We start from the raw sequence: 25,684 nt of genomic DNA, 5'->3' as shown, positions 1-25,684 counted from the left end.
CCTCCTGAAGGGCCCAGCGAGACCAGCTGGTTGATAGGCACGGTGTGGAAGCGCTGCAAGGTGTTGAGCTAACGTGTACTAATGGCCCGTGAGGCTTGACCCTATAACACCCAAGGGGTCTGGTCGTAGTGATAACGTAAATGTAAAAGCCGGATACGCAGCGTGTGGCCCATGTGAAAGACCAGGGCGGCAGGCATTGAGACGATCACAAACAGCATGATGTACATAGCCAGTTACGCCTGACGACCATAGCATGCGTGAACCACCTGATCCCTTGCCGAACTCAGAAGTGAAACCGCTTAGCGCCGATGGTAGTGTGGGGTCTCCCCATGCGAGAGTAGGTCATCGTCAGGCACCTATACCAAAAATCCCCCAGGGCTTACGCCTTGGGGGATTTTTTTTGCGTAATGAGGCTGGTAAATCGTAAGTGGTGAATCGTGAGTAGAAAAGCCACACTCTCACCACTCACCACTCACCACTCACCACTCACCACTCACACTAATAGTGCTGAATAAATGCTATGATGCGACCCAATTAATTAGCTAGCCGTCACCGTTTGTGATGGTCGGAATAGAGGTAAAAAGGTGAGTGAAATAGTACCTACGTCGTGGCTCGTCTACTGCCGTCCTGGGTTTGAAAATGATGCCTTAGCAGAAATGCAGCATCACGCAGCATTAAACGATGTAGGGTGTGAATCTTCTTATGGCGAGGGTTGGGTAAGCTTAACGCGCACCGATGGCGAAGCGGTGAATGAATTACACCGTCAAGCCGCATTTAAAAAGCTTATTTTCGCGCGCCAAAGCCTGGCTGCGCTGCCTGCGCTTACTCTTTCTCGCGATGATCGTCTTACTGCTATCTTGGAACAGGTCAAAGCCAGCCGCTGGAGCTTTGAAGAGATTTGGCATGAAACGCCGGATACCAACGATGGTAAAGCGCTGGCCGGTCTGATTAAGGCGCTAACGAAGCCGTTGGAAAGTATGCTGAAAAAACGTGGTGCGTTAAGGCGCAGCGCGGGCGCAAGACGCTTACATATTTTTTGGACTGATGGCGATCAAGTGCAGCTGGCGATGAGTTTCCCAGGCAATCGTAGCGATTTAATTAACGGTATTCGTCGGTTGCGCTTTCCCTCACGCGCTCCCAGCCGTTCAACGCTAAAGTTGGAAGAGGCGTGGCATGAGTTTATTCCACGTGAAGAGTGGGACGTGCGGCTAGCGCCGCATATGCAGGCAGCTGATTTGGGTGCTGCCCCGGGCGGCTGGACTTGGCAACTGATTCAGCGGGGCATGTATGTTTATGCCATCGATAATGGCCCAATGGAATCGCAGTTGATGAAGACCGGGCAGATTGATCATCTCAAAGAGGATGGCTTTATCTGGGAGCCACCACAGCGATTAGACTGGCTAGTTTGCGATATTGTTGATAAGCCGGTACGAGTGTTAGCTATGGTGGAGCGCTGGCTGATTCGTAAATGGTGTAAAGAAACGATCTTTAACCTTAAATTGCCCATGAAAAAGCGCTGGGAGGAGGTTACACGCTGCCTAACGGCACTCGAAGAGTCGCTGGAGAAAGCAGGTGTTCATGCCAGCATCTCATGCCGTCACCTCTATCACGATCGCGAAGAGGTAACGGTGCATGTGCGGTTAAGAGATTGAGCAAAAGCTATTTAATAGCCAGGCTCGTAAATACGGATAGTTTCATCTTCGGTTAACAGCGGTAAAATACGCTGCATGGCCATTGCCCGCGCTTCACTTGAGTGCCACTCTTTCCAAGCGCGCATATCACGCCATTTGGTAATCATCAGTCGACGATCGGTATGGCCCAGTTCTACCAGCGTTTCACCACCGATGAAGCCTCTTACGCCTAGGGAGACGCGCATTGCTTCCCGCGCTGCTTGCTCAAATTCTTCTTCAAGACCGGGCATAATTCGCCGTTCGATGATAACTTTAATCATACTTTTTGTTTCCTACATCGAGAATATTGATGGCTGATAATACGGGTACGTTACCCAGCTTTGACGCGGTATTAGACACCACAGGGCTCTACTGCCCTGAGCCGATTATGTTGATGCATAACAAAGTCCGCGACATGGCGACAGGCCAAGTACTGAAGGTGATCGCTACCGATCCTGCCACCACGCGAGATGTGCCCAAATTTTGCCAGTTTTTAGGGCACGAGCTGCTTAAGCAGGACACCTCAGCCGAGAGCAACTACCTCTACTTTATTCGTTTAGCATAGCTTTTAGAAATAGCCCTTGAGATAGCTCTTGAGATAGCTCTTAGAAATGGCTCTTGGAGACTGCACATTGAGTTCGCGCTTTAAAAGAGTGCTAAAATCCAAGCGAGGCCTATATCAACTAACACCGATATAAGCCCCGCTCTCAATCGTATCTTAAACTGTCCAGCTAATCACTCGCCACTACCATCATGGCTAAAGCATCAAGCGTTGCTGGATCTTCTTCCAATATACGATTGGCGATATGGCGCTGGAAAAAGTAGACGGTTCGGTGACGGGCATGGGCGCTATAGAGGCACTTATCACCTAACAAAATCGGCGTCATTGACGCTTTGTTCTCGTCGGCAAGGAGTGCATCCAGGCTACCGTCACTATAAAGACGCCAGCCGTAAACTTGCTTCATATGCCAGGGCGAGTTGGGGTGATTCATGCACAACGCATGAGTACCAAGCGTATCGGGGATTTGCTGGATAAGAGTGACTTCGCCAGACGCTTCATAGTCAAAGTACTCAGCTGCCGCAACAAGCTCGTGGTATTTATGTTCGGGAGGCGTATCAAAAATTTCTTCAGTTTCAGGATCACGATAACCAACGAAATTGCCGTTCTCCTGGCTATTCAGATCATGGCAGGCTGCCAGGGTTTCCATCCACGGCACCAAACCGGTGACGCTACCATCCTCCCTTAACCCCCAGGCCAAAATAGGCAAGCCATAGTAGGTGTCGGGACTCGCAGCGAGTTGGTACACCATCTCTAGACCATCTAGCTCAGGGGCTAAACGGACTAGGCACTTTTGCGCCTGCTGACGCTGGCGCACAGTTTCCAGGTCGATGACCTGGGCAGAGCGGGGTGACAGGGATGCGCCCATTGTGTCCCTCCTTATGCTGCGTGGTCATCACATTGGTGAAGCAGAAGCTTAGCTTAAGCCATTATTCGCCTAGCCTCATTACTCACCAATAGCACATGTTGCTCATAAGGTTAAGGGTTCTGCAATTTTTAATTGTTTGAGCAAGGTGGAAAGCGCGCTCGCAGCGCTTGGTGCTCGGTGAGTGCTTGCTGAAACTGGCCCCAGGGCGCTTGGGCATTGTTCAGCGAAAGCCAGTGTGTTTGATAGCGTTGGATTGCCAGTGGTTTGTCTACCAGCTGCGCATCAATTAAGCGGTTGATTGCTGCTAGCCACTGCTTGGCTGTGCTGGCTAAGCGCTCAAGTGACGATGACTCCCAGAGTGTTAAGCAGCGCTTTGTATCGCTGTGCTGAGCTAACAATGCATTCGCTTCCGTTAAGCGTTGGGTGGCGAGTAGTAGGGCGCGGAGCACTTCAGCGGTCAGTGGCCGCTCTTGCAGTTTTTTTAAATGATTTTCAAGGGTTGAAGAGTCTTGTTGCCAGCTACGGTCAAACTGGTGGTCAGTCATTTGTTGTAAGTACTCAATGGCATCGAGCTGGCTTGCGATACTGTTTTCATCGACGTTACTTAAGGGTTGACTTGCCCGTGAAAAGCTTTTGACCCACTCGCTGGAATCAAAAATAGTATTCCAGCTTACCGCGGGCAGTTGGGCTGTTTTAACTGCAGTCAATTGTTCTAGGCGCTTTCGATCTTCATCGCTTAACTGACCGGGAACTTCGCTATTTAGGCAGGTGCTCAGGCGCTGCCATAGCGAACGCTCATATAACCATTGTTGGCTAGGCGGCGCTGGTTGTTACGGGCAGCGACTAGCGAAGTGATTTGGCACTCGCGCAGTGCGTAAACATTCAGTAAGCTATCTCGTGTTTCGGGAATATCAATGAGCCGGTCGGAGCGCTCCGGGAAGTCACCGATATTAATGGGGTCTGCTCGTTCAATGTCTGCTTGTGCGAGGTCATCGGCGAGCTGCTTATGGTAGCTTTGCCACTGCTGTTCGGCGGCGTTATCGCCACAGCCAACCAGTAGGGCGCCTAGCGTTATTGCTAGAGAAAGATTTCTCCATTGAGCCATGCCTACTCCCGAATACTAATGCGCTGTAAACGCCAGCCGAGTAGCAGTGCCGCAGTGCTTAAGCCCGCAATCAAACCGATCCAATAGCCATGAACCCCGAGTGGAGCAACTAAGTTACCCACTCCACGGGAGCCCAGCCAGTGGCCGCCACCCAAGCCTACAATCCAGTAAGAGAGAACCGTGATTACCATCACGATGCGGGTATCTTTATAGCCGCGTAAAGCGCCTGCTAAATTGACCTGTAGCGAGTCGGAGAGTTGAAAAATAACGGCTAAAGCAATGATCGAGAGCGCTAGCGCCTGTGTTTCACTGTTGGAAGTGTAGAGTGCGATCACCGGTTCGGCGCTTACCCATAGCAGGATACTGTTAATAACTGCAACGATGACACTAATGACAATACCATTCCAGGCGACTTTTCGGGCTAGAGCCAAACGCTGCTGCCCCAGCGTATTACCCACTCGTACGGTCAGCGCCATACTCAGTGACATTGGCAGCATAAACAGAATAGAGGTGAAGCTAAGCGCTATTTGGTGAGCCCCCACCGTGACTTCACCAAAGCTGGCAATGAAGAGCGCAATGAGCGTGAACAAGGTCACTTCAACAAAAATGGCCACACCAATTGGCACACCCACTACCACTAGCTCACGAATTCCTGCCCACTGAGGAGGTGTCAGATGTTGCCAAATAGCCACGCTCTTGTAAGTATGCCCTCGGCGAGTGTAGCAGGCCATAGCGAGTGCCATCGTCCACATAGAGAGCGCTGTCGCAATGCCGCAGCCAAATGCCCCTAGGGCAGGCAATTGCTGCAGGCTGCTAGGGATCCAGGTACCCAATAGATCAACCAAGCCATCGCCGCCATAGATCAAGAGGTAGTTGGCAGGAATATTCACCGTTAGGCCGACCAGGCTGATCCATAGCGCCGGGCGGGTATGATTCATGCCATCGGAAAATGCTCTAAGCGCCTGAAAAAGGGCGATCCCTGGCATGCCAAAAGCGACGGCTGAAAGGTAGGCAGCAGACTCTCTGCCCACCTCCTGGGGCACCTTCATTAATTCAAATATCGGCATGACGGCCGACCAGAGCAGCGCTGCAGCCACGACCCCTAGCAGTAGCGCGACCCAAAGCGCTTGATGGACGGCCGGACGAATAGCCGTATTGCGTTGTCCTCCTAGCAAATGGGCCACTATGGGGGTCAGCCCCATTAAGGTGCCGGTCATAAATAGCATGAGCGGCATCCATAGGCTTGAACCCACCGATACGGCGGCAAGGGACGTGGCATTATGTCGGCCGGTCATCATTACATCGACAACGCTCATCCCTGCCTGAGCCAGCTGAGCACCACAAATAGGCAGTGCCAAAAAGATTAAGGCTCGGGTTTCTGGCCAGTACACTGATCTAACGTTTTGAGTAAAGCCGCCCACTTGTTGGCTCCTAAAAGGGAAAAGTTACTGTGAAAGGCCGCTATATTAGCAGGAGCGACTGCTTTTTGGGGCTAGTAGCTTGCATTAATCGTGTGGGTATAATGCCCCCAAACCAGTGACAAACGAGGTCAATGTGAGTAACACGCAGGATCGATGGACGCTCGAAGATATTACCGCGCTTTTTGACGGAATTTTTGCTGAGCGGTATCAAACCCGATTGATCCGGGGCGGGGATGAGCCCTTCTATAGGCCCGCTAACAGCGAAACCCCTTATCATCAGGTTATTTTTGCGCGGGGCTATTATGCCAGTGCGCTGCACGAAATCAGCCATTGGTGTATTGCCGGTGAAAAACGCCGCCAACTGGAGGATTACGGCTACTGGTACTGCCCCGATGGTCGTAATGCCGAACAGCAGAGGGCATTCGAGCAGGCTGAGGTGGCCCCACAGGCGCTGGAGTCTATCTTCACCCGTGCCTGTGGACGCGTGTTTCATGTGAGCGTGGATAATTTAGGCGGCGATATCGAGGTGGATATAGAGGCTTTTGCGGCGCAAGTAGAGGCACGCGCCCAGCGCTATTTGGAAGAGGGCTTGACGGCCCGCGCTAAGGCTTTCCAGGTAGCGCTTAAAAGCTTCTACTCTGACCAACTGACACTAGCAGAGGCTGTGGCCCAGGCGCATGCCACCTTGGAGTCAATGGATGAAGCGTTGTTGGCTTAATCCTCTTCGGTGAGGCGCTGATGCATCGATAGCATCACTTCCAGCTCATGCTCTGGGCGCATCGGCTCTAAGCCCAGCTCGCTGAAGGTTTCGCGCCGCTGGCGGTGCCATTCGCCGGGGGTAAGTGAAGGGTAGAGCACCGACGCCGGGGCTAGCTCAACAAAAGGATCCAGGCCGTAGGTGTCAAACAGCCGCGCCAGCGCCGCTTCGTCGTCGCCGTTGTCGCTGGTGTAGAGCGTGGCGGAGAAGTGGTCGTTCTCAAGCTCGCGAATCACCTCAAGCGGGCTAACCCCCAGGCTCTCCAGCTCTTCCATACTGTAGGCGCCCATGGCATTGGTATCTTCTTTGATCCAGCTATCGTCTGGTTGAATCAATGTCTGTTTTACACGGCCATCAGGCAGCGACCAGGCAATGGCTAGCGGAAGGCCATCGTCTTCACCTGTCTCTATGGCTATAAACCCTGGATAATCGACCACGCTAATACTCCTGTTAAGATTCCGTGGGTAGACGGAAAAAACGCTGGGCGGTCTGTGTGGTTGCCGCTCCCAGCTCAGCTTCGCTAATACCTTGCCACTGGGCGATCTCGCGGACAATCCACGGCAGCAATGCGGGTTCGTGTCGACGCCCCTTTAATTTCGCCGGTAGGTTGCGTGGCAATAGATAAGGGCAGTCGGTTTCTACCATCAAACGCTCTACGGGTATATCGCTTACCAGAGGACGAAGGTGGTGACCGCGCCGTTCGTCACAAATCCAACCGGTCAGGCCTATATGCAAGTCTAGGTCGAGATAACCAAACAGCGTATCGCGGTCGGCAGTAAAACAGTGCACTACCGCATGAGAGATATCGTCTCGCCAGGCATGCAGTATTTCGCGCATCCGCTGCCCCGCATCCCGCTCGTGCAAAAACAGCGGCAAGCCGCTCTCCGCTGCCAGTGCCAGCTGCGCCTCAAAGGCCCGCTCCTGCTCAGGAGGTGTCGAGAAGTTGCGGTTGAAATCCAAACCACACTCGCCTACAGCGACCACTTCCGGCATGGCATGCAGGGCCGCCATGGCGCGCTCGAGGTTCTCGTCCCACCGGCAGGCGTCATGGGGATGCACCCCCGCCGTGGCGTAGAGGCCAGGATACTGCTTGGCTAGCGCAACCGCTTGCTCGGCGTGGGCAAGGTCGGTGCCGGTAACAATCATGGTGGTCACCTGCGCCGCCTGGGCACGCTGGATCACCGCCTCAAGGTCACGCCCGAAGCTTTCGTGGGTCAAGTTCGCGCCGATATCCACCAACGGAGCACTAGGGCGGAACTGTAGTGCTTCGGGTAGGAAATCATCAGCGTACGCAGTAGCCAAACGTCACTCTCCATCGGATTATAAAAAACACCATTGTAACGGTATGCGCGGGCATCGACTAATGGAGTATTAGTAGTGATCAGCGCTAGCGAATGGCACGAATTGCAAAAAATCTGGCTCGATAGGTAAACAGCAAAGGCTTAGTAACGCCTAAGATGAGGTCAAGCCTAGCGCTTGATACTAGCGCTTAATTCATCTGGTTGAGCTATTGGCAGCCGTTAATAACAACAAAAGAGAGCCACATAAAAATGCAACTTCCCCATTACTTATCTCACCGCTGTGCTTCTTCGACCCTCGCCGCTGCTGTCTTGCTGGCCATTTATGCGCCTACTACTGTCGCCGCTGAGGGTATTTCCGATAATGAAATCCGTATTGGCTATTTAGCCGATATGTCCGGTGTTTACCGCGACCCTATCGGGCCGTTGGGTGAAGACGCCATCAATATGGCGATTGAAGATATGGGCGGTAGTGTTAATGGCGCCAGCATCGTGGTGTTTAGCGCTGATGACCGCAACAGCCCTGATGTGGGCTCAAGCGTTGTACGTGAGTGGATCGACGAGCGTAACGTCGACATGGTTACCGGGCTCGTGGCATCTTCTGTCACTCTAGCGGCGGTTGGTCTGTTGGAAGAGGCGAATAAACTTGGCCTGGTCAATGGCGCTGTATCGTCGTCTATTACCAATGAACACTGCTCTCCCAACCATATTCACTGGGTTTACGACACCTGGGCGATGTCCAACGGTACCGCAAAAGCTATTACTGATGAGGGGCATAAAAATTGGTTCTTACTGAGTGCCGACTACTCCTTTGGCCATGCGCTGGAAGCCGACGTCACACGAGTAGTGACGGAAAATGGTGGCACCATTGTGGGTAGCGCCCGCCATCCTTTCCCCAGCAGTGATTTCTCCTCGTTTATGCTCCAGGCCCAAGCCTCCGGTGCTGATGTGATTGCGCTGAATAACGCTGGCGGCGATACGATTAACGCGGTGCAGACGGCGGGGGAGTTCGGCATTACCCAGGCGGGGCAGATTTTGGCTGGGATGGTGCTGTTTAGTACCGATGTGCGCAGCATAGGGCTGGAGAACGCCCAGGGCCTGCAGTTCACCAAAGCATGGTACTACGACTTAAACGATGAAACCCGCGCTTGGGCAGAGCGCTTCCGTGAGCGAACCGGCAGCATGCCCACCATGGTGCACGCAGGCCTCTACTCCAGCACGCGCCACTACCTTGAAGCGATCAAAGCCACCGGCACCGATGATACCAAGACGGTTCGTCAGCAAATGGCCGATACGCCCATCAACGATATCTTCGCCACCGGTGGCTATATTCGTGAAGATGGCCGCATGGTTCACGATATGTATTTAGTGGAAGTTAAAACGCCTGAAGAGTCGCAAGATGAGGATGATCTTTTTCATGTTGTCCGCACCATTCCTGCGGAAGAGGCCTTCCGTCCGCTTTCAGAGAGCAACTGCCCGCTCGTAAACAGCTAAATCGTTGCCAATTCACGACAACAATTCAGAGGATTTGGCATGTCTGAAACATCTGTTATTCAGCAAAACACCATCGGGGCTGCTCTGAACCGCAGCGCTCGAAAATATTCACATCAGTTGGCGCTGGTGTTTGGCGAGCGTCAATGGCGTTATCAAGCACTCAACCAAGCAGCTAACCGCGTGGCAAACGGCTTGCTGGCAGCGGGGCTTACGCCGGGTGATCGGCTGGCGGTGTATGGCAAAAACTCCGACGCCTATGTTATCGCCTGGTTGGCGGCTACGAAAGCGGGGTTAGTGCATGTACCGATCAACTTCGCGTTAAGTAGCGATGAATTGCGCTATATTCTTGATCAGTCGGGGGCCGCGGGTTTACTCAGCGATATCAGTCTCGCCGATAAAGTGAGTGCTGCCACCGAAGGCTTGAATCTCGTCATGATGGGCACTCTGCACGCGAATCAGGGGGGGAATGCAAGCTTTGATGTATTGGCTTGTGCAGCCTCTGGGCGATATAACGAAGGGCCCAGTAGTCAAGAGCCCAGTGTAACGGTCGATGACGCAAGCCTTGCGCAACTGCTCTATACCTCGGGCACTACGGCCGCGCCGAAAGCCGCGATGATGACCCATCAGGCACTGATGGCCGAATACATGGCCTGTATGGTCGAGCTGGATATCAAAGGCAGCGAGGCCATGCTGGCCGCGCTGCCGCTTTACCACTCAGCGCAAATGCACGTCTTTCTGATGCCTGGCTTACTATTGGGTGCCCCTGTCTATTTGCTGGAAGCACCACTTCCCGAGCTGTGCTTAAGTGCCATAGCCGAGCACCAGATAGCGTCCTTTTTTGCCCCACCTACGGTCTGGATCAGCCTGCTGCGTCATGTCGAATTTGAGCGCTTTGACCTAAGCGCCCTCAACAAAGCCTATTACGGCGCCTCAATTATGCCGGTGCCGGTACTTGAAGAGCTGCAGCAGCGGATACCGGGCGTAGGGCTCTATAACTGCTATGGGCAGAGCGAAATTGCCCCCTTGGCAACCGTGCTGCGCCCTGAAGAGCACGCCGAACGGCCCGCTTCCGCCGGGCGGCCCATACTGACGGTGGAAACCCGTATCGTCGACCTTGAGATGAATGACGTACCTCCAGGAGAGCATGGTGAAATTGTCCATCGTTCACCGCAGCTCATGAAAGGGTACTGGGATAAAGCGGCGATGACGGAAGAGGCGTTTCAAGGCGGCTGGTTCCATTCGGGTGACGTGGGTTACTTCGACGAAGCTGGCTATTTATACGTCGTTGATCGTATCAAGGATGTGATTAACACCGGCGGCATATTGGTCGCTAGCCGTGAAGTAGAGGAGGGACTGTTTAAGCACTCGGCGGTATCCGAAGTGGCGGTGATCGGCCAGCCGGATGAGAAGTGGATCGAAGCTATTACGGCGGTAGTGGTCTTGAAAGAGGGCCAAGAGGCAAGCGAGGAGGAGTTGATTCATCACGCCAAAACGCTGATGGCGCCCTATAAAGTGCCTAAACGCATCCTGTTTGCCGATGCCCTGCCCAAAAGTACCGCAGGCAAGATCCTCAAGCGTCATTTGCGCCAAGATCTCAAGGAGTGAACATGGACGAGCAAACCACTGAGCTGTTTCACGCCATGATCACGCGCTGCCTAAGTCAAGAGGTCGCCCCTTTCTACGATGAGTGGGAGGCGGCAGGTGCAATACCCCGCTCGCTTTGGCAAGCACTGGGTGCTGCGGGGCTGCTCGGTATTGATCTGGATGAGCAGCACGGCGGTTCAGGGGCCGATATCGCCATCACCCAGTTGGCGCTGGAAGAGCTTTCCCGGCAAGGGTTTGGTGGCCTAGCCAGCGCCTATAACATTCATGCCAATATCGTAATGCCTTATCTGCAGAATCTGGGCACCGCTGCTCAGCAGGAGCAGTGGCTGCCTGCCATGGCTCGTGGCGAGTGCCTTGGCGCTATTGCCATGACTGAACCCCATGCGGGGAGTGATCTGGCGTCAATAAAAACCCACGCAAAGCGCACTGGCGATGGTTGGGAGCTAAGCGGCAATAAGATTTTTATCACTAACGGCCAGTTTGCGGATCTGATCATTGTGTGCGCTAAAACCGATCCTTCCGCCGGTGCCAAAGGGGTCTCGCTGTTTTTGGTCGATACCCACTTGCCAGGCTTCTCTCGCGGTAAGCCGATTAAAAAGATCGGTCAGCACGCCAGTGACACCGCCGAGCTTGCCTTTGATCAGATGCAGTTGCCCCATGATGCGCTGCTGGCTGAAGAGGGCGCTGGGTTTCGTTACTTAATGCAGGAGCTGCCCCGTGAACGCCTGGGAGTAGGAGCGCAGGCGTTGGGTGCCGTAGAGGGCGCGCTGGCTCTGACCCTGGAGTACGTGCAGCAGCGCCAAGCATTTGGCCAGCGGGTAGCGGATTTTCAAAATACCCGCTTTACCTTAGCCGAGATCAAAGCCCAGTTGGACGTAGCCCGCGCCTACTTTGAACACTGCATCGCAAAGTATCGCCAGAACACCATGAGCAGCACGAATGCAGCGATTTTAAAACTGCAGCTAAGCGAGCTGCAGTGCCAGGCGGTGGATCGCTGCCTTCAGTTATTTGGCGGTTACGGCTACACCCACGAATACCCCATTTCACGCTTTTATCTCGATGCCCGGGTGCAAACCATTTACGCCGGTAGCTCGGAGATTATGAAAGAAGTCGTCGCGCGTTCGTTGTTGGGCAAAAAGGCCTAGCTAGGCGGCAAGCACAGGAGATAAATATGCGATTAGATGATGTCGTAATTTTAGGCGGCGCCCGTACTGCTATTGGTAGTTTTGGTGGCTCGCTTTCAGCAATGGCGCCATTTGAGCTGGGCGCGATCACCGCCAAAGAGGCGTTGCGGCGGGCAGGCATTGAGGGCGGTGATATCGACCACTCGGTATATGGTCACATTATTACTACCGGCCCCCAGGATGCCTATCTGGCGCGGCATATCGCGCTTGAAGCGGGGGTGCCGAAAGAAGCAGGGGCCTTCAACGTTAATCGGCTGTGTGGTTCAGGGGCGCAGGCAGTCGTGTCCGCCGCCCAGCAGATCGCCATGGGCGATAGCCGCTTGGCGCTGGCAGGAGGCGCGGAGTCGATGTCGCGGGGGGCTTATCTGCTGCCGCCCCAAGCGCGCAACGGTGTGCGCTTGGGCGACGTCAACATCCAAGATCTAACGCTGGGAGTGCTCAGCGATCCTTTTGGTAGCGGCCATATGGGCTGCACTGCCGAAAACATCGCTAAACAGTACGACTTAAGCCGAGAGCAACTGGATCAATTTGCCCTGGAGAGCCATCAAAAGGCGGCGCGTGCTATCAAGGAGGGTCGCTTTGACGATCAAATCGTAACGGTGGAGGTCAGCCGCGGTAAGCAAACAGAGCTTTTCTCCCGCGATGAACACGTGCGCGAAGGCGTTGAGCTTAGCGATTTAGTACGGCTTAAGCCTGCCTTTCAGAAAGACGGCGTGGTGACCGCAGGCAATGCCTCAGGCATTAACGACGGCGCGGCAACCATAGTGCTGGCCCATAGCGATGAAGCCGCCCAGCGCGGCCTAACCCCCAGGGCGCATCTACGCGTTGCCACCACCGCAGGCGTTGAGCCCGCACTGATGGGCCTTGGGCCAATCCCTGCGGTGAAGCGCTGCCTGCAACAGGCAGGGCTTAGTATCAACGATATTGATGTGATTGAGTCCAATGAGGCCTTTGCTGCCCAAGCGATGGCGGTGGCCGAAACGCTGGGATTTCCATTTGAGAAGTTGAACCCCAACGGCGGTGCGGTTGCTCTGGGGCATCCAGTGGGAGCCACGGGGGCTATTTTGATAATTAAAGCCCTTCACGAATTGGAGCGAATTAACGGTCGCTATGGCCTGATTACGCTGTGTATTGGTGGCGGACAAGGTATCGCCCTGCTTATCGAGCGCGGCTAAATCGCGTTGAGTGCTACAAGAACAGTGCTGCAAAAACGACGTTAAAGGAGTTTTTATGTCTTCAGTTAGCCCCAAAATCCTACCCGCTGCGGCCTCGGCGACAAACCCTGCCCTGATGATTGGTGATTTGCTGGAAGCAGGCGTACGCATGGCAGGCAACAACCAAATTGTTTACCGGGATCAAAGTCGCCACAACTATGAGCGCTTTCGTGAGCGGGTGCATCAACTGGCCCATACGTTGACGTCCCTGGGCGTACAAGCAGGCGACGTAGTGGCAGTGCTAGATTGGGATAGCCACCGTTACCTGGAGTGCTTCTTTGCCATTCCGATGATTGGTGCGGTAATGCACACGGTGAACATTCGCCTAGCCCCGGAACAAATTCTTTATACGATGGAGCACGCCGAAGACGCTTTTGTGATCGTGCACGAAGAGTTTGTGCCGCTGCTTGAGCCGCTGGCCGATAAGCTCCCCCAGGTGCGTGGCTATCTGCTGTGCCAGGAAAGCCAACAGGTCAGCGATACGACGCTGTCGTTGGTAGGCGAATTTGAAGCGCTGTTAAGCCAGCAGCCTACACACTATGATTTCCCTACTTTTGATGAAAACGCCGTTGCTACGCTGTTCTATACCACGGGCACGACGGGTAATCCCAAAGGGGTTTTCTTCACCCATCGCCAGTTGGTGCTGCATACCCTTGGCGAGGCGAGCGCTTTCCAAGCCCCCGGCTTTGAGCTGCTCAACCGCGACAAGGTGTATATGCCGATTACCCCTATGTTTCACGTTCACGCTTGGGGGGTGCCGTATACCGCCACGCTGATGGGGGCTACCCAGGTTTACCCAGGCCGCTACGAGCCGGAAATGCTGGTCAAGCTATTGGTTAATGAGAAAGTTGATTTCTCCCACTGCGTGCCAACGTTGCTCAACATGGTGGTTAGCGCTGAAGCGATTGCCTCAAAGCAGGTCGACCTCGCCGGTTGGAAAGTGTTGGTAGGCGGTAGTGCGTTAACCCAAGCGTTGGCAAGCAAGGCATGGGCGTTGGGGATCGATACCCGCAGCGCTTACGGCATGTCGGAAACCTGCCCGCTACTCACCGCCGATATTCTGCCGCATGATATCGCCGAGGCTGATTTTGAAACCCAGCTACCCTGGCGTTGTAAAGCAGGTCTGCCAATTCCGATGGTCAAGTTGCAGGTGGTCGATGCGGACGGCGAGCCTCTGCCCAATGATGGTAAAAGTGTTGGCGAAGTGCGAGTTCAAGCGCCCTGGCTGACCCAGGCTTACTACAAAGAGGAGAAACGCAGCGCGGAGCTATGGCGCGACGGCTGGCTGCATACCGGAGATGTAGGCTCACTCGATGAGCGGGGCTTTCTGACCATTAGCGACCGCATAAAAGACGTGATTAAAACCGGTGGAGAGTGGCTCTCGTCGTTAGAGCTGGAGAGTTATATAAGCCAGTGTCCAGGGATTGCCGAAGTGGCGGTAATTGGGGTCGCGGACGATAAATGGGGAGAGCGCCCCGCGGCGTTAGCGGTTCCCGTTGATCTAAATACCCCCCCGACGACGGAAACCGTGCAGGCGTTTCTAGAGCAGTTTGTCGCTCAGGGCAAACTCAACCGCTGGGCGATTCCCAGTATGATCCGTTTCGTCGATGAAATACCCAAAACCAGCGTGGGCAAGCTGGATAAAAAACGTATTCGTACCGAAATCTAGCGGCATCAATTAACTCTGCCCGCCGTGCGTGCTTTTCGATACGCGGCGGGCGAGTTGCCTGTCCAGGTTTTGAACGCTCGGCTAAAGCAGGCTAGATCCTCGAAGCTCAACGCTTCTGCAATGTTGACAAGGGGCTTCTCACTGCAGGTGAGTGCCTGAATCGCGACATCGCGGCGGTACTCATCCTTGACCGCTTGAAAGTGTGTGCCCTCCATTTTTAAATGCCGCGCTAGCGTGCGTGCAGACATATGTAGCGCATCGGCGGCGCTATGCACCGTGCCTGCCGTCAACAAATGGCGTGAAAGGTGTTCCCGCACCCGGTGAGTGAGCAGGCGGTCAGCAAACGACACATAGAACCAGTCCGCCGGGGCACGCTTGAGAAAAGCGCCCAGGTGTTTCTTGGTCTGTCGGATAGGATGATCAAGCAGTCCGCGATCAATATAGATGGCGGTTTGTGGTTGATCAAAGCGCACCGTGCCGGGGTAAAAGTAGAGATAGTCAGCGCTGTGAGGCGGCTGGGCGTAAGCGCACTCCATCAAAATGGGCGGTATTTTACGCGCAATCATCCACGATGCGATGCCGTGAAACAGCTTGAGCATTAGCTCATGAATTAAAATGCGGCTGCCCACCAAAGGCGTATGCTCCACCAATGCCATGCGGGCCAAGTCACCTTCAAGAGTAAACGCGTAGCCAAAATCATCGAGCAGAATACGAAAAAACTGCGTATAGCGATGCAGCGCCACCTGTAGGTTGGGTGCATCCAGCATGCTTAAGCACAGCAGTTTTAGGGTGCCACCCCGCAGAGGGCGCGAGAAAAAGCCGGGCGTTTCGTCATCCAGTTCGTTAACCAAGCCGCGATAGAGTTCGGCAAACTGCTCAACGGTGACGCGACCATGGGGAGCCGAAAGTAAAAACGGTGAAATACCCGCCCGTTCCAAATAGCGGGTGGGCGGTGTCTCGCTGTCTGGTAAGCCTTTAAATAGCTCATTTACAAAATGCATCGAGACGGTCACCGTCATTGTCAGCCCGCCTTTAAAGTAGTGACTATTGCTAGTGTTACGGTACTTGTTGGCAAAACGTTACCACGCTGGTGGTTTCCTCTCTATAAGGTTCCCCCTCACGGCGCGCTCATGCGTTACACTGTGCGCCTCACGATTAAGGAGGACACCGCGTGACCCTGTTACGACTCGAACAGCTGCAACTCGCCTACGGCACCCATGTACTACTCAATCGCGCCGACCTGACAGTTGAAAAAGGCGAGCGGCTGGCGCTGGTCGGGCGCAACGGCACCGGCAAGTCCACCCTGCTGAAACTGGTGGCGGGGGATATCCTGCCCGATGATGGCTCAATCTGGCGCGCGCCTGGCCTTAAAATAGGCGTGTTGTCCCAGGAGTTACCTGAGTCATCCGGCCTGACTATTTTCGATATGGTGGCCCAGGGCCTGCCGGAAGCGGGGGGGCTACTTTCCGAATACGATCATCTTATCAATGATCCCGACCCCGATATGGATCGTATGGCGACCCTGCAAACGCGCCTGGAAGCCATTGATGGCTGGTCATACCACCAGCGTATCGACACCGTACTGACCCGCTTGGGCCTGCCCCCTGCGGCTGAGATGAGCTCGCTCTCCGGCGGTTGGCGCCGTCGGGTAGCGCTGGCGCGGGCGCTGGTTGCCGAGCCCGATCTGCTGCTGCTCGATGAGCCCACCAACCACTTGGATTTAGACACCATTGCCTGGTTGGAAGAGCAGCTACTGGCCTTCAACGGTGCGGTACTGCTGATTACCCACGACAGGGCGTTTCTCTCCAAGCTGGCGACCAATATTCTCGAGCTGGATCGTGGCCAGTTAGGTCGTTACCCCGGCAAGTACGAGGAGTATCAGGCTCGCAAGCAGCACGAGCTGGAAGTGGAAGCGCGGGAGAACGCCGAGTTTGATAAAAAGCTCGCCCAGGAAGAAGCCTGGATTCGCCAGGGCGTTAAAGCCCGGCGTACCCGCAATGAAGGCCGCGTTCGAGCGCTTGAGGCAATGCGTAACGAACGCAGCCAGCGCCGTGAGCGCCAGGGTAATGCCAACTTGACGGTGGATCGCGGCGAGCGCACCGGCAAGCGCGTTGTAGAACTGCAGGGCGTCACCCAGCGGTTTGGCGATGAGGTAATACTACGCGATATTAACCTTGAGGTGCTGCGCGGCGACCGTATTGGTTTCCTGGGGCGCAACGGCGCGGGCAAGACAACGTTGCTGAAAATCCTGCTGGGCGAATTGGAACCCAGTGAAGGCAAGGTGCAGATGGGCACCAACTTAAAAGTGGCCTATTTCGATCAACTGCGCGCCGGGCTGGAGCTGGAAAAAACCGTCTACGACAACGTTGCTCAAGGTAGCGATCGCGTCAGTGTGGGTGGAAAAGATCGCCATGTGATGAGCTACCTGCAGGACTTCCTGTTTACCCCCGAGCGGGTGCGCCAGCCGGTTAAAGCGCTCTCCGGGGGCGAGTCCAACCGTCTGTTGTTAGCCAAGCTGTTCACCCAGCCAGCTAACGTGTTGGTGCTCGATGAGCCGACCAACGATCTCGATATGGAAACCCTGGAGCTGCTCGAAGAGCTGCTGCTCGATTTCGATGGCACGCTGCTACTGGTCTCACACGACCGAACATTTATGGATAACGTGGTCACCAGCATGCTCGCCTTTGAAGGCGATGGCGTTGTGCGTGAATACGTGGGTGGCTATACCGACTGGATTCGCCAAGGGGGCAAGTTGCCGCCAGCGCCTTGGGAAGGCGCGGCGCGCCAGCGTACCGAACCTACTTTAGAAGCGCCCAAAAAGGTCGCTGAAGCATCCACTGCGCCAGCGAAAAAGAGCGTCAAACTCTCTTACAATGTACAGCGTGAGTTAGATGCACTGCCCGCCGAAATCGAGCGTCTTGAAGGGGAAATAGCGGCGTTAGAGAGTGAAATTGGTGACCCTGCGTTTTATCAGCAGGACGCTGACGCCGTGACGGCTAAGCTGCAAGCGCTCGAAAAGGTGCAAAAGGCATTAGAAATCGCCATGGAGCGCTGGATGGAGCTGGAAGCGATGGCGGCAGGAGAGTAAGCGCAGCGATGTTAAAGGCGCCGTGTAGGCGCCTTTTTTGTCAGCCGTATCACGTAGTGGGTTACTCGTCGCTTTCTTCGCCTTTTTTGCCCACGCGTACTGCGAGTACATCGCACTGGGCGCCGTGCAGCACGCCGGTAGAGGTTGAGCCCAGCAGCAGGGCAAAGCCGTGGCGGCCATGGGAGCCCACCACGATCAGGTCCACATCGTGCTCTCCGGCAAAACGGTGGATTTCGGTGTCGGGCATACCGACGACAACGTGCTGATCAGCCTCGGCAATATGCGGGGCTGCAATTTCAGCCAAGCGTTTTTTAGCGTGCTCATCGAGCTGGTCTTGGATGCTGGTCAAGTCCATGGGTATATCGCCGCCATAGGCGAATCCAAGCGGTTCCAGGGTATGCATAATGGAGATTTTGGCTTGATCATTGCGCGCAGCGATCGCAACGGCACGTTCCAAAATCTTGTGCGAGTCTTTGGTTAGGTCAACGGCAACTAAAATGTGGTGATAGCTCATGGCGTATCTCCTTGGCATGAAAGCACTGGTTAACAAAGAAAAAGCTCTTTGTTCAATGACCTTTACTTTAGATGGCGTGTCCTTTTTTAACAATAGCAAGCGTTTTAACAATGACTTGAGTCAAAACAACGGCCTGAGTCATAGCTTTTAGAATAGTGTTTACAGTGTGGCTCATGTGGAGGGAAATGTAGAGATGGATTGGTTCATTATAGTCTTTATTTTGATGTTAGTGATTGCGCCAGTGATGTGGCTAAAGCCCAGCCCGCGCCAAAAACGCCAACAGGCGCTGCGCTCGCAAATCGCCAAGCAGGGTGTCAGCATCAAAATGGAAAAGCCGCCGCTGCACCATTTTAGAGGCACCATGCCTGCCTACCGCTGGCACTATCCCCAGGAAGGACCCGGCCCGGATTTTCTGCTGGTAAGAGATAGCAATGCCAGTGAGGCTTTAGCGCCGTATTATGCAGGCTGGCGTTGGCGAATAGCCCCCCTGCGCCCGCTACCCGATAATGCTGCGGTGCCTTTAAAGGCATTGCTTGAACGCTTGCCCCAGGACGCGCTGGTAGTGCAATCAACGCCTTATGCGCTGACGCTTTGGTGGTGGGAGTCGCAAACCGCGGAACGATTCGCGACCTATCTACCCGAATTTCAGCAACTGCGCGACGCCCTTCTTGGCCACGCCGACCAGCCTTTCAGCCAGCCGTTAAAGGTCACTGAGCAGGTATCGCCCGCCGTCAGCGATCAAGATGACGGGCTGTCTTGATCGCGTGCTTGTATCGCTAGTCCATTCTCTTCAATCACCGCCAACCAATCGTTGAGTTGTTCAAGGTTCTCCTCGCTTAAGCCAGCGAACATCTCCTTGCGCGCCTGTTGGGCAACGCTGTCGATCTGTTCCAGCAGCGGCATAGCGGCAGGCGTGAGATAAATACGCTTGCTGCGGCGGTCGTTGTCGCAGGCTCGGCGCTCTACCAGGCCTTGTTCCTCAAGCTGGCCAAGGGTGCGCACCAGCGAGGGCGCCTCAACACCAATAACGCGGGCGAGGTCGCACTGCGGGTGGCCTTCGCCCAACCGCCACAGGTGGTACAGCGTCACCCAGCGTGTTTGGGTTAAACCCAGAGGCGCCAAGCGGCGATCCAAGATGGAGCGCCATAAATGGGGCAAGCGTGCGATGCGGAATCCAATCGTTGAAGCCATAGGTAACTAGCTGCCAATAAGTATGAGTATAGGAATTGTCATAAGCTGCGCCGCTGAATGCAAGGTGCTTAACCTTTCAATCTTCTGGTTGCGCTTTTTCATCGTTAGGGCTACCTGGCACAAATCGACGTAAATTTAATCCACTTAGGCCACTGGCGCGTATTTCCCCATCTGCCAGCGAGGCGTGCTGAGGGTCGGCTGACACCTCAAAACGTATCAATCCTAAGCGCTGGCCAGTTCCTGTCATGATATCGATGCGCCAATCCCCAGTAGGGTCTGCGGGGAAGTTTTGTTTGTGGCTCCACGCGCGGTAACCCTCCTCACGTCCACCATCGATATTAAGTTCCACAATGTCCATTGGCTCACCATTATGATGCCAAGCATGGGTAATGGTTTCACTTAATCCCCGCGGTGCCCGAATAGAAGTATAAACGTAGAGGCCATTCTCGTTAATGGCTTGCGGCGTTAATGCCATAGAGCCTTGAGGCAGGCGCTGCTCCACATCAAAACCGGGAGACAGTGCGCTGCTGGTCATCCAAAGGCTGGCGGGAGGTACCCAGATGCGACCAAGCCAAGCGCCATAGGCAAGTATCAACGTCAATACAAAAAAAGCGCACCAGCGTTTGAGCGAGCGCTGCTTGAGCAAGTGCCAAAAACTTGGCAGGGCTAGCAAAATGGTGATTCCCAGCGCCAGTAGCAGACTTTGGCCGGTGGTAAGATGCACCATGATGGGTAGCGTGACCAGCAGCACCAGGAAAACGCACTGGGCATGAAAGACGAAATACAGACTGCGCCAACGCTCCGCGACCTTGAAATAGAGCGGATCGATAATCGACAGTAGCGCCATGCCGCCTACCAGTAGTGCAAACAGTGTCTGTCCGCTATTCCACACGGTAGTGACTAAAATAAACGGCAGCGTGAAGAAAAGTGTCTCCTGGTGAATCATTTGCGCAATAAAGTTGGTCACGCCCCGCGGGGGGGTGGGATGCCCACGTCGTGACAACCAGCGGCTGATCAAACCTTCGGAGAGCAGTAGTGCCCAGGCGAACAGTAATCCCAGCGCTAACGCAGCGCCTAGCCATTGCTGGCGATCAACCAGGAAAAAGCTTCCTAAACCGGCAGCGAACGCCATGGGCGGCCACAGCCAGCTCCATGGTTTTATCCTTTCTACAATGCTTTCAATACGCCGCTGAACGGCTTCAATGCGCGATGGTGTGAGCAGTGCGCCCATAACAAGGTAACCTACAAAATTAAAAGAAGCGTGATCCTAGCAGTATGAACGGATGCAGGGGAGTGCTGGTCTCACTAGATGGGTGAATTAGCCAAAAGTCTGGGCTTGACGTTGCCATGCAACTCAACCAAGCTAAAGCAATCAAACGACCGTATGAAAGTATATAAAAGCCGTATGAGCAACGTGGCGGGTTCTCTTTTCAGAGCCAGCCCGAAAATGTGGAGAGAGCGCGGATGATTTATCAAGGCAACGCCATCACGGTGACACGTCGTGACACCCCGAGTGGCAATGATATCGCAATGCTCACTTTCGATCTGAAAGATGAGTCCGTTAATAAGCTCTCCAGCGCTGTGGTAGCAGAGCTGGGCGAGGCAGTGAAGGCCATTCAAGCCGAAAACGACATAAAAGGCTTATTGATTGCGAGCGGTAAAGATGTGTTTATCGTGGGCGCCGATATCACCGAGTTTCACGGCATGTTCTCCAAGGGTGAGGGGCAGATTGCCGAGATGCTTGAGCAGGTGCACGGTATCTTCAATGCCATTGAGGATCTGCCGTTCCCCACCGTTACTGCTATCAACGGCTTGGCGCTGGGGGGCGGCTGTGAAGTGTTGCTGACCACCGATTTTCGCGTGATGGGCGAGAAAGCCAAGATCGGCCTGCCAGAAACCAAACTCGGCATTCTGCCTGGCTGGGGCGGCTGTGTTCGCCTGCCGCGCATTATCGGCGCCGATAACGCCATCGAGTGGATTGCCGGTGGCACCGAGAACCGTGCCGATGCCGCGCTAAAAGTGGGCGCTGTCGATGCGGTGGTAGCAGCCGAGCAGTTGGAAGAGGCGGCGCTGGATATTCTCGACCGTGCCAACGCCGGTGAGCTGGATTATCAAGCCCGCCGTGCTGAAAAGACCAGCCCCCTGAAGCTCAACCCCATTGAGCAGATGATGGCCTTTGAAACCGCGAAAGGCTATGTCGCCGGTAAAGCGGGCCCCCATTATCCGGCGCCGATTGAAGCGATTAAAGTGATCCAAAAGGGCGCGGGGGAAGAGCGTGGCCGCGCCCAGGCGATTGAAGCCAAAGCCTTCGCTAAGCTGGCGCTGAGCAGCGTAGCGTTTAACTTGGTTGGCCTGTTCCTGAACGATCAAGTGGTCAAGAAAAAAGCCAGCAAGTATGAAAAACAGGCTCAGTCAGTGAAGCAGACCGCTGTACTTGGGGCTGGCATCATGGGCGGTGGTATCGCATATCAGAGTGCCTCTAAAGGCACGCCAATTCTGATGAAGGATATCAAGGATGACGCGCTAGAGCTGGGCCTGAAAGAAGCCCGCAAGCTTTTTGCCAAGCAGGTAGAGCGCAACAAGCTGACTTCAGAGCAGATGGCGGAAAAGCTGACCAATATTCGCCCGACGCTCTCTTACGGAGATTTCGGTAACGTCGATCTCGTCGTCGAAGCGGTGGTTGAAAACCCCAAGGTTAAAGATGCCGTATTAACCGAAGTGGAAGGCTTGGTAGGTGAAAACACCATTCTTACCTCGAACACTTCGACGATTTCCATCAACCGCTTGGCGCAAAACCTCAAGCGGCCCGAGAACTTCTGCGGCATGCACTTCTTTAACCCCGTACACCGCATGCCGCTGGTGGAAGTGATTCGTGGCGAGAAAACCTCGGATGCTGCCGTTGCTGCTACCGTGGCCTACGCACGGGCAATGGGCAAAACACCGATCGTGGTTAACGACTGCCCAGGCTTCCTGGTCAACCGGGTGCTGTTCCCTTACTTTGGTGGCTTCAGCTTCCTCGTTGAGCAGGGCGCCGATTTCCAGCGCGTTGATAAAGTGATGGAGAAGTTCGGTTGGCCCATGGGCCCGGCTTACCTGCTGGACGTGGTCGGCCTGGATACCGCAGTGCATGCCAATGAAGTGATGGCGGAAGGCTTCCCTGATCGTATGGCCCGAGAGGGTAAAACCGCCATTCAGGTCATGTATGACAATGACCGTTTAGGTCAGAAGAATGACAAGGGTTTCTACGCCTACGAAGAGGATAAAAAGGGTAAGCCGAAAAAAGTCACCGATGAAGCGGCTTACGCTTTAGTCAAAGAGGTGGTGAAAGAGCATAAAGAGTTTTCCGACGAGGACATCATCGCGCGCATGATGGTGCCGCTGTGCCTGGAAACGGTGCGTTGCCTGGAAGATGGCATCGTAGCCACCCCTGCTGAAGCCGATATGGCGCTGATTTATGGCATCGGCTTCCCGCCGTTCCGCGGTGGTGCGCTGCGTTACATCGACGCCCTGGGCGTGGCGGAGTTCGTTAAGCTAGCAGAAGGCTTGGCCGACGAGCTGGGGCCGCTTTACGCGCCTACCGATAAGCTGCGTCAGATGGCTCAAAACAACGAGCAATTCTATTCCAGCAACAATTCTGCTACCCAGGCCTAACCACCACGCACAGGAGAAATATGATGAGTTTGAATCCAAGAGATATTGTGGTGGTTGACGGTGTTCGTACCGCCATGGCAAAAGCCAAGAATGGTGCTTTTCGCAACGTTCGCGCCGAGAATCTTTCTGCTGCCACCATGCAGGCGCTGTTTGACCGTAACCCTAACCTGGATCCCTCAGAAGTTGATGACGTAATCTGGGGCTGTGTCAACCAGACGCTCGAGCAGTCGATGAACATTGCCCGCAACGCGGCAATCATGACCGGCATTCCCCGCTCGGTGCCTGCGCAAACCGTTAACCGTTTGTGTGGCTCTTCGATGACGGCGCTGCATATCGCCGCCGCCAATATCAAAGCGGGTATGGGCGACTTCTTTATCATCGGCGGTGTCGAGCACATGGAGCACGTGCCCATGGCTCACGGCGTTGATGTTAACCCGGCGGCCAGCAAATATGCGGCTAAAGCGGCGATGATGATGGGCCTGACCGCCGAGCTGCTGGGCAAAATGCACGGTGTTTCCCGGGAAGAGCAGGATAAATTTGGCGTTCGCTCGCACCAGCGAGCCCAGGCGGCCATGGAGAAGGGCTACTTCGATAACGAAATTATCGGCGTCGAAGGCCACGACCAGCGTGGCTTTAGAGTTATGGTTCAGCGCGATGAAGTGATTCGTGGGGACGCTAGCCTGGAGTCCATGGCGAATCTGAAGCCAGTGTTTGATCCGCGCAACGGTACCGTGACCGCAGGTACTTCCTCGGCGCTTTCCGTGGGTGCCTCGGCGATGGCGGTAATGAGCTACGAGCGCGCTCAAGCGTTGGGTCTGGAACCGATTGCGCGGGTGCTCTCAACCGGCGTGGCAGGTTGTGATGCGTCCATCATGGGCTATGGCCCGGTGCCCGCGTCTAAAAAAGCGCTGAAAATCGCCGGCCTATCCGCAGCGGATATCCAGACCGTTGAGCTAAACGAAGCCTTTGCCGCACAGGGTATCCCGGTACTGAAAGATTTAGGTTTCCTGGATGCCATGGACGATAAAGTGAACCTGCACGGCGGGGCGATTGCTTTAGGTCACCCGTTGGGCTGTTCGGGTTCGCGTATCTGCACCACGCTGCTTAACGTCATGAAGCAGCGCGATACCACCTTGGGCTTGGCTACCATGTGTATCGGCATGGGGCAGGGCGTTGCGACTGTGTTTGAACGCCTGAAATAACTACCTCGTTTTTTCAGAGCTCCAAATCAGCACTAGAAAACGGCACCTCACGGGGTGCCGTTTTTAATTGCAAAGCCGCTAATCAGATTGAAAAGCGGTACGATGGAAATCTGCTGCGGCTTGAACTTCGGCAATACCGCAGGTATCGGGTACCGGCACCGTGTTGCCTGCTAGCACCGAGAGTACGGCTCTGGAGCCGTTGGCCAAAGACTCCAGGTTGTAGCCACCCTCTAATACAAACACCAGACGACCGTCGCAATGCTGTTCAGCTAGCTGCTGTAAAAAACCGGTTAGCGCGCCAAACCCTTCATAGGAAACATTGAGAGCTAAATCGTGCCAGTGGGGGTCAAATCCGGCAGAAACCAAAATAATATCAGGCTTAAACCAAGCCGCAGCCGGGGCGAGAATGTCGCGAAATGCCTTTAGAAATGCTTCATCACCAGCGCCAGCCGGTAGCGGTACGTTGATGGTGGTGCCTTCCGCTAAACCAGCGCCCACTTCTTCCAGATGGCCAGAGCCAGGGTAGAAGGGCGCGGCGCGGTGGATATCGAAAAACATTACGTCGGGCTCTGCCCAAAAGATATCCTGGGTGCCGTTGCCGTGATGGGCATCCCAATCGACGATCAGCACTCTTTCGCAGCCCAGCGCGGTGCGAGCATGGGCCGCTGCCACCGCAACGTTATTGAATAAGCAGAAGCCGCGGGCACGAACGGGCTCCGCGTGGTGCCCTGGTGGGCGAACCAGCGCAAAGGCGCTTTTAGTACGCTTCTCCATCACTGCTTCTACCGCAGCAATGGCCGTGCCAGCGGCGACCTCTGCGGCGTCTATGCTACCTGGAGAGACCGCTGTGGTATCCACATCCAGCCAGGCATTTTTACCGCGTAAATTGAAAATATCGCTTAGATAGGAAGTGGTATGCACCCTGGCCAATTGTTCATGGGTGGCGGCTTTGCCACCCTCAAGATGAAGGCCCTCAACAGGTGATTTCTCAAGTAGGTGTTGAATGGCTTTCAGACGACCCGGATGTTCGGGGTATTTCCACGGTACCGGAAGACCCGCAAGCAAATGACGAATGCGCTTGTCTATTCGTTGGGGTAAAAAATCGGCGTCAATGTTGGGCTCATGAGCGAGCACCCGATCATCATAGAATGCAATGACTTTATGCATAATGGCTACCTAAAATGCGTGCGTTGA

25 protein-coding genes and 2 rRNA genes are annotated in these 25,684 nt (G+C 54.7%); 14 read left to right on the top strand and 13 right to left on the bottom strand.

All coding sequences use genetic code 11. The features are described from left to right. A 23S ribosomal RNA gene (locus tag QT230_RS18770) occupies nt 1-103 on the top strand; the annotation flags it as partial. Here QT230_RS18770 and QT230_RS18765 read toward each other — a convergent pair. Further along, on the bottom strand, nt 102-227 hold the full coding sequence (locus QT230_RS18765; RefSeq protein ID WP_308323682.1) for a hypothetical protein: 126 nt from the start codon (nt 225-227) through the stop codon (nt 102-104). The two genes, QT230_RS18770 and QT230_RS18765, sit on opposite strands and share 2 nt — an antisense overlap. Before the next feature lie 11 nt (nt 228-238). Between QT230_RS18765 and rrf the strand changes: the two genes are divergently transcribed. Both rrf and rlmM read left to right on the top strand, forming a co-directional pair. Next, nucleotides 239-354 (top strand): 5S ribosomal RNA (rrf, locus tag QT230_RS18760). A gap of 230 nt (nt 355-584) precedes the next feature. After that, nucleotides 585-1,652: a 23S rRNA (cytidine(2498)-2'-O)-methyltransferase RlmM gene (rlmM, locus tag QT230_RS18755; protein ID WP_308323681.1), complete on the top strand. Its 1,068-nt coding sequence runs from the start codon at nt 585-587 to the stop codon at nt 1,650-1,652. A gap of 11 nt (nt 1,653-1,663) precedes the next feature. On the opposite strand, the gene QT230_RS18750 is transcribed toward rlmM, so the two are convergent. Beyond that, complete coding sequence (locus QT230_RS18750; RefSeq protein WP_308323680.1) at nt 1,664-1,951, bottom strand: antibiotic biosynthesis monooxygenase family protein; 288 nt, start codon at nt 1,949-1,951, stop codon at nt 1,664-1,666. A gap of 29 nt (nt 1,952-1,980) precedes the next feature. Here QT230_RS18750 and tusA point away from each other — a divergent pair, with 29 nt between their 5' ends. Continuing rightward, the gene (tusA, locus tag QT230_RS18745) at nt 1,981-2,235 is read left to right on the top strand and encodes a sulfurtransferase TusA (protein ID WP_308323679.1); all 255 of its coding nucleotides are present in this window, start codon (nt 1,981-1,983) and stop codon (nt 2,233-2,235) included. A gap of 166 nt (nt 2,236-2,401) precedes the next feature. On the opposite strand, the gene QT230_RS18740 is transcribed toward tusA, so the two are convergent. From QT230_RS18740 to QT230_RS18730, 4 genes are all read right to left on the bottom strand, one after another. Then, nucleotides 2,402-3,097 carry a hypothetical protein gene (locus QT230_RS18740; RefSeq protein ID WP_308323678.1) on the bottom strand — a complete coding sequence of 232 codons (696 nt, stop codon included), beginning with the start codon at nt 3,095-3,097 and terminating at the stop codon, nt 2,402-2,404. A 128-nt stretch (nt 3,098-3,225) separates the two neighbouring features. Next, nucleotides 3,226-3,873, bottom strand: coding sequence for a DUF3080 family protein (locus QT230_RS18735; RefSeq protein WP_374694486.1), 648 nt, complete (start codon nt 3,871-3,873; stop codon nt 3,226-3,228). Continuing rightward, nucleotides 3,870-4,202, bottom strand: a complete 333-nt coding sequence (locus QT230_RS20900) for a DUF3080 family protein (RefSeq protein ID WP_374694484.1) — start codon at nt 4,200-4,202, stop codon at nt 3,870-3,872. Before QT230_RS20900 ends, QT230_RS18735 begins: the two co-directional genes overlap by 4 nt. Before the next feature lie 2 nt (nt 4,203-4,204). Beyond that, nucleotides 4,205-5,623, bottom strand: coding sequence for an MATE family efflux transporter (locus QT230_RS18730; RefSeq protein WP_308323677.1), 1,419 nt, complete (start codon nt 5,621-5,623; stop codon nt 4,205-4,207). Nucleotides 5,624-5,756: 133 nt separating this feature from the next. On the opposite strand from QT230_RS18730, the gene QT230_RS18725 reads away from it, so the two are divergent. Further along, entirely contained in the window at nt 5,757-6,341 is a 585-nt protein-coding gene (locus QT230_RS18725) for an elongation factor P hydroxylase (protein ID WP_308323676.1), read from the top strand. On the opposite strand, the gene QT230_RS18720 is transcribed toward QT230_RS18725, so the two are convergent. Continuing rightward, entirely contained in the window at nt 6,338-6,817 is a 480-nt protein-coding gene (locus QT230_RS18720) for a hypothetical protein (RefSeq protein WP_308323675.1), read from the bottom strand. The two genes, QT230_RS18725 and QT230_RS18720, sit on opposite strands and share 4 nt — an antisense overlap. A gap of 13 nt (nt 6,818-6,830) precedes the next feature. Then, the gene (locus QT230_RS18715; protein WP_308323674.1) at nt 6,831-7,682 is read right to left on the bottom strand and encodes a TatD family hydrolase; all 852 of its coding nucleotides are present in this window, start codon (nt 7,680-7,682) and stop codon (nt 6,831-6,833) included. A 248-nt stretch (nt 7,683-7,930) separates the two neighbouring features. On the opposite strand from QT230_RS18715, the gene QT230_RS18710 reads away from it, so the two are divergent. The 5 genes from QT230_RS18710 to QT230_RS18690 are packed head-to-tail and all read left to right on the top strand — an operon-like array spanning nt 7,931 to nt 14,844. Further along, a complete protein-coding gene (locus tag QT230_RS18710; RefSeq protein ID WP_308323673.1) occupies nt 7,931-9,172 on the top strand; it encodes an ABC transporter substrate-binding protein in 1,242 nt (413 codons plus the stop codon). Nucleotides 9,173-9,211: 39 nt separating this feature from the next. Beyond that, nucleotides 9,212-10,777 carry a fatty acyl-CoA synthetase gene (locus QT230_RS18705; RefSeq protein WP_308323672.1) on the top strand — a complete coding sequence of 522 codons (1,566 nt, stop codon included), beginning with the start codon at nt 9,212-9,214 and terminating at the stop codon, nt 10,775-10,777. A 2-nt stretch (nt 10,778-10,779) separates the two neighbouring features. Next, a complete protein-coding gene (locus QT230_RS18700) occupies nt 10,780-11,922 on the top strand; it encodes an acyl-CoA dehydrogenase family protein (RefSeq protein ID WP_308323671.1) in 1,143 nt (380 codons plus the stop codon). A gap of 26 nt (nt 11,923-11,948) precedes the next feature. Then, nucleotides 11,949-13,136, top strand: coding sequence for a beta-ketothiolase BktB (bktB, locus tag QT230_RS18695; protein ID WP_308323670.1), 1,188 nt, complete (start codon nt 11,949-11,951; stop codon nt 13,134-13,136). Between the two features lie 55 nt (nt 13,137-13,191). Next, nucleotides 13,192-14,844 carry a fatty acid--CoA ligase gene (locus QT230_RS18690; RefSeq protein ID WP_308323669.1) on the top strand — a complete coding sequence of 551 codons (1,653 nt, stop codon included), beginning with the start codon at nt 13,192-13,194 and terminating at the stop codon, nt 14,842-14,844. Nucleotides 14,845-14,849: 5 nt separating this feature from the next. On the opposite strand, the gene QT230_RS18685 is transcribed toward QT230_RS18690, so the two are convergent. After that, on the bottom strand, nt 14,850-15,863 hold the full coding sequence (locus tag QT230_RS18685) for an AraC family transcriptional regulator (protein WP_308323668.1): 1,014 nt from the start codon (nt 15,861-15,863) through the stop codon (nt 14,850-14,852). Between the two features lie 152 nt (nt 15,864-16,015). Here QT230_RS18685 and QT230_RS18680 point away from each other — a divergent pair, with 152 nt between their 5' ends. Then, a complete protein-coding gene (locus QT230_RS18680; RefSeq protein ID WP_308323667.1) occupies nt 16,016-17,932 on the top strand; it encodes an ATP-binding cassette domain-containing protein in 1,917 nt (638 codons plus the stop codon). A 61-nt stretch (nt 17,933-17,993) separates the two neighbouring features. Here the strand turns inward: QT230_RS18680 and QT230_RS18675 are convergent, their stop codons facing one another. Next, nucleotides 17,994-18,446, bottom strand: a complete 453-nt coding sequence (locus QT230_RS18675; protein WP_308323666.1) for a universal stress protein — start codon at nt 18,444-18,446, stop codon at nt 17,994-17,996. Between the two features lie 193 nt (nt 18,447-18,639). Between QT230_RS18675 and QT230_RS18670 the strand changes: the two genes are divergently transcribed. Further along, nucleotides 18,640-19,206, top strand: a complete 567-nt coding sequence (locus tag QT230_RS18670; protein ID WP_308323665.1) for a preprotein translocase subunit YajC — start codon at nt 18,640-18,642, stop codon at nt 19,204-19,206. Here QT230_RS18670 and slyA read toward each other — a convergent pair. After that, nucleotides 19,185-19,637 (bottom strand): transcriptional regulator SlyA, encoded by a 453-nt coding sequence (gene slyA / locus QT230_RS18665; protein WP_308323664.1) that lies wholly within the window; start codon nt 19,635-19,637, stop codon nt 19,185-19,187. The two genes, QT230_RS18670 and slyA, sit on opposite strands and share 22 nt — an antisense overlap. Before the next feature lie 76 nt (nt 19,638-19,713). Continuing rightward, nucleotides 19,714-20,868 (bottom strand): DUF5924 family protein, encoded by a 1,155-nt coding sequence (locus QT230_RS18660; protein WP_308323663.1) that lies wholly within the window; start codon nt 20,866-20,868, stop codon nt 19,714-19,716. A 233-nt stretch (nt 20,869-21,101) separates the two neighbouring features. Between QT230_RS18660 and fadB the strand changes: the two genes are divergently transcribed. Further along, complete coding sequence (fadB, locus tag QT230_RS18655) at nt 21,102-23,288, top strand: fatty acid oxidation complex subunit alpha FadB (RefSeq protein WP_308323662.1); 2,187 nt, start codon at nt 21,102-21,104, stop codon at nt 23,286-23,288. A gap of 23 nt (nt 23,289-23,311) precedes the next feature. Further along, nucleotides 23,312-24,490 (top strand): acetyl-CoA C-acyltransferase FadA, encoded by a 1,179-nt coding sequence (gene fadA, locus QT230_RS18650; protein ID WP_308323661.1) that lies wholly within the window; start codon nt 23,312-23,314, stop codon nt 24,488-24,490. 78 nt (nt 24,491-24,568) lie between these two features. Here the strand turns inward: fadA and QT230_RS18645 are convergent, their stop codons facing one another. After that, nucleotides 24,569-25,657: a histone deacetylase gene (locus QT230_RS18645; RefSeq protein ID WP_308323660.1), complete on the bottom strand. Its 1,089-nt coding sequence runs from the start codon at nt 25,655-25,657 to the stop codon at nt 24,569-24,571. Nucleotides 25,658-25,684 lie beyond the last annotated feature (27 nt).

The organism is Halomonas sp. SpR8 (assembly GCF_031010195.1).
In the GTDB taxonomy this organism is placed as follows: Bacteria; Pseudomonadota; Gammaproteobacteria; order Pseudomonadales; family Halomonadaceae; genus Vreelandella.
The sequence above is the reverse complement of the archived record's forward strand: the minus strand, read 5'-3'. Positions and strand labels throughout refer to the sequence as shown.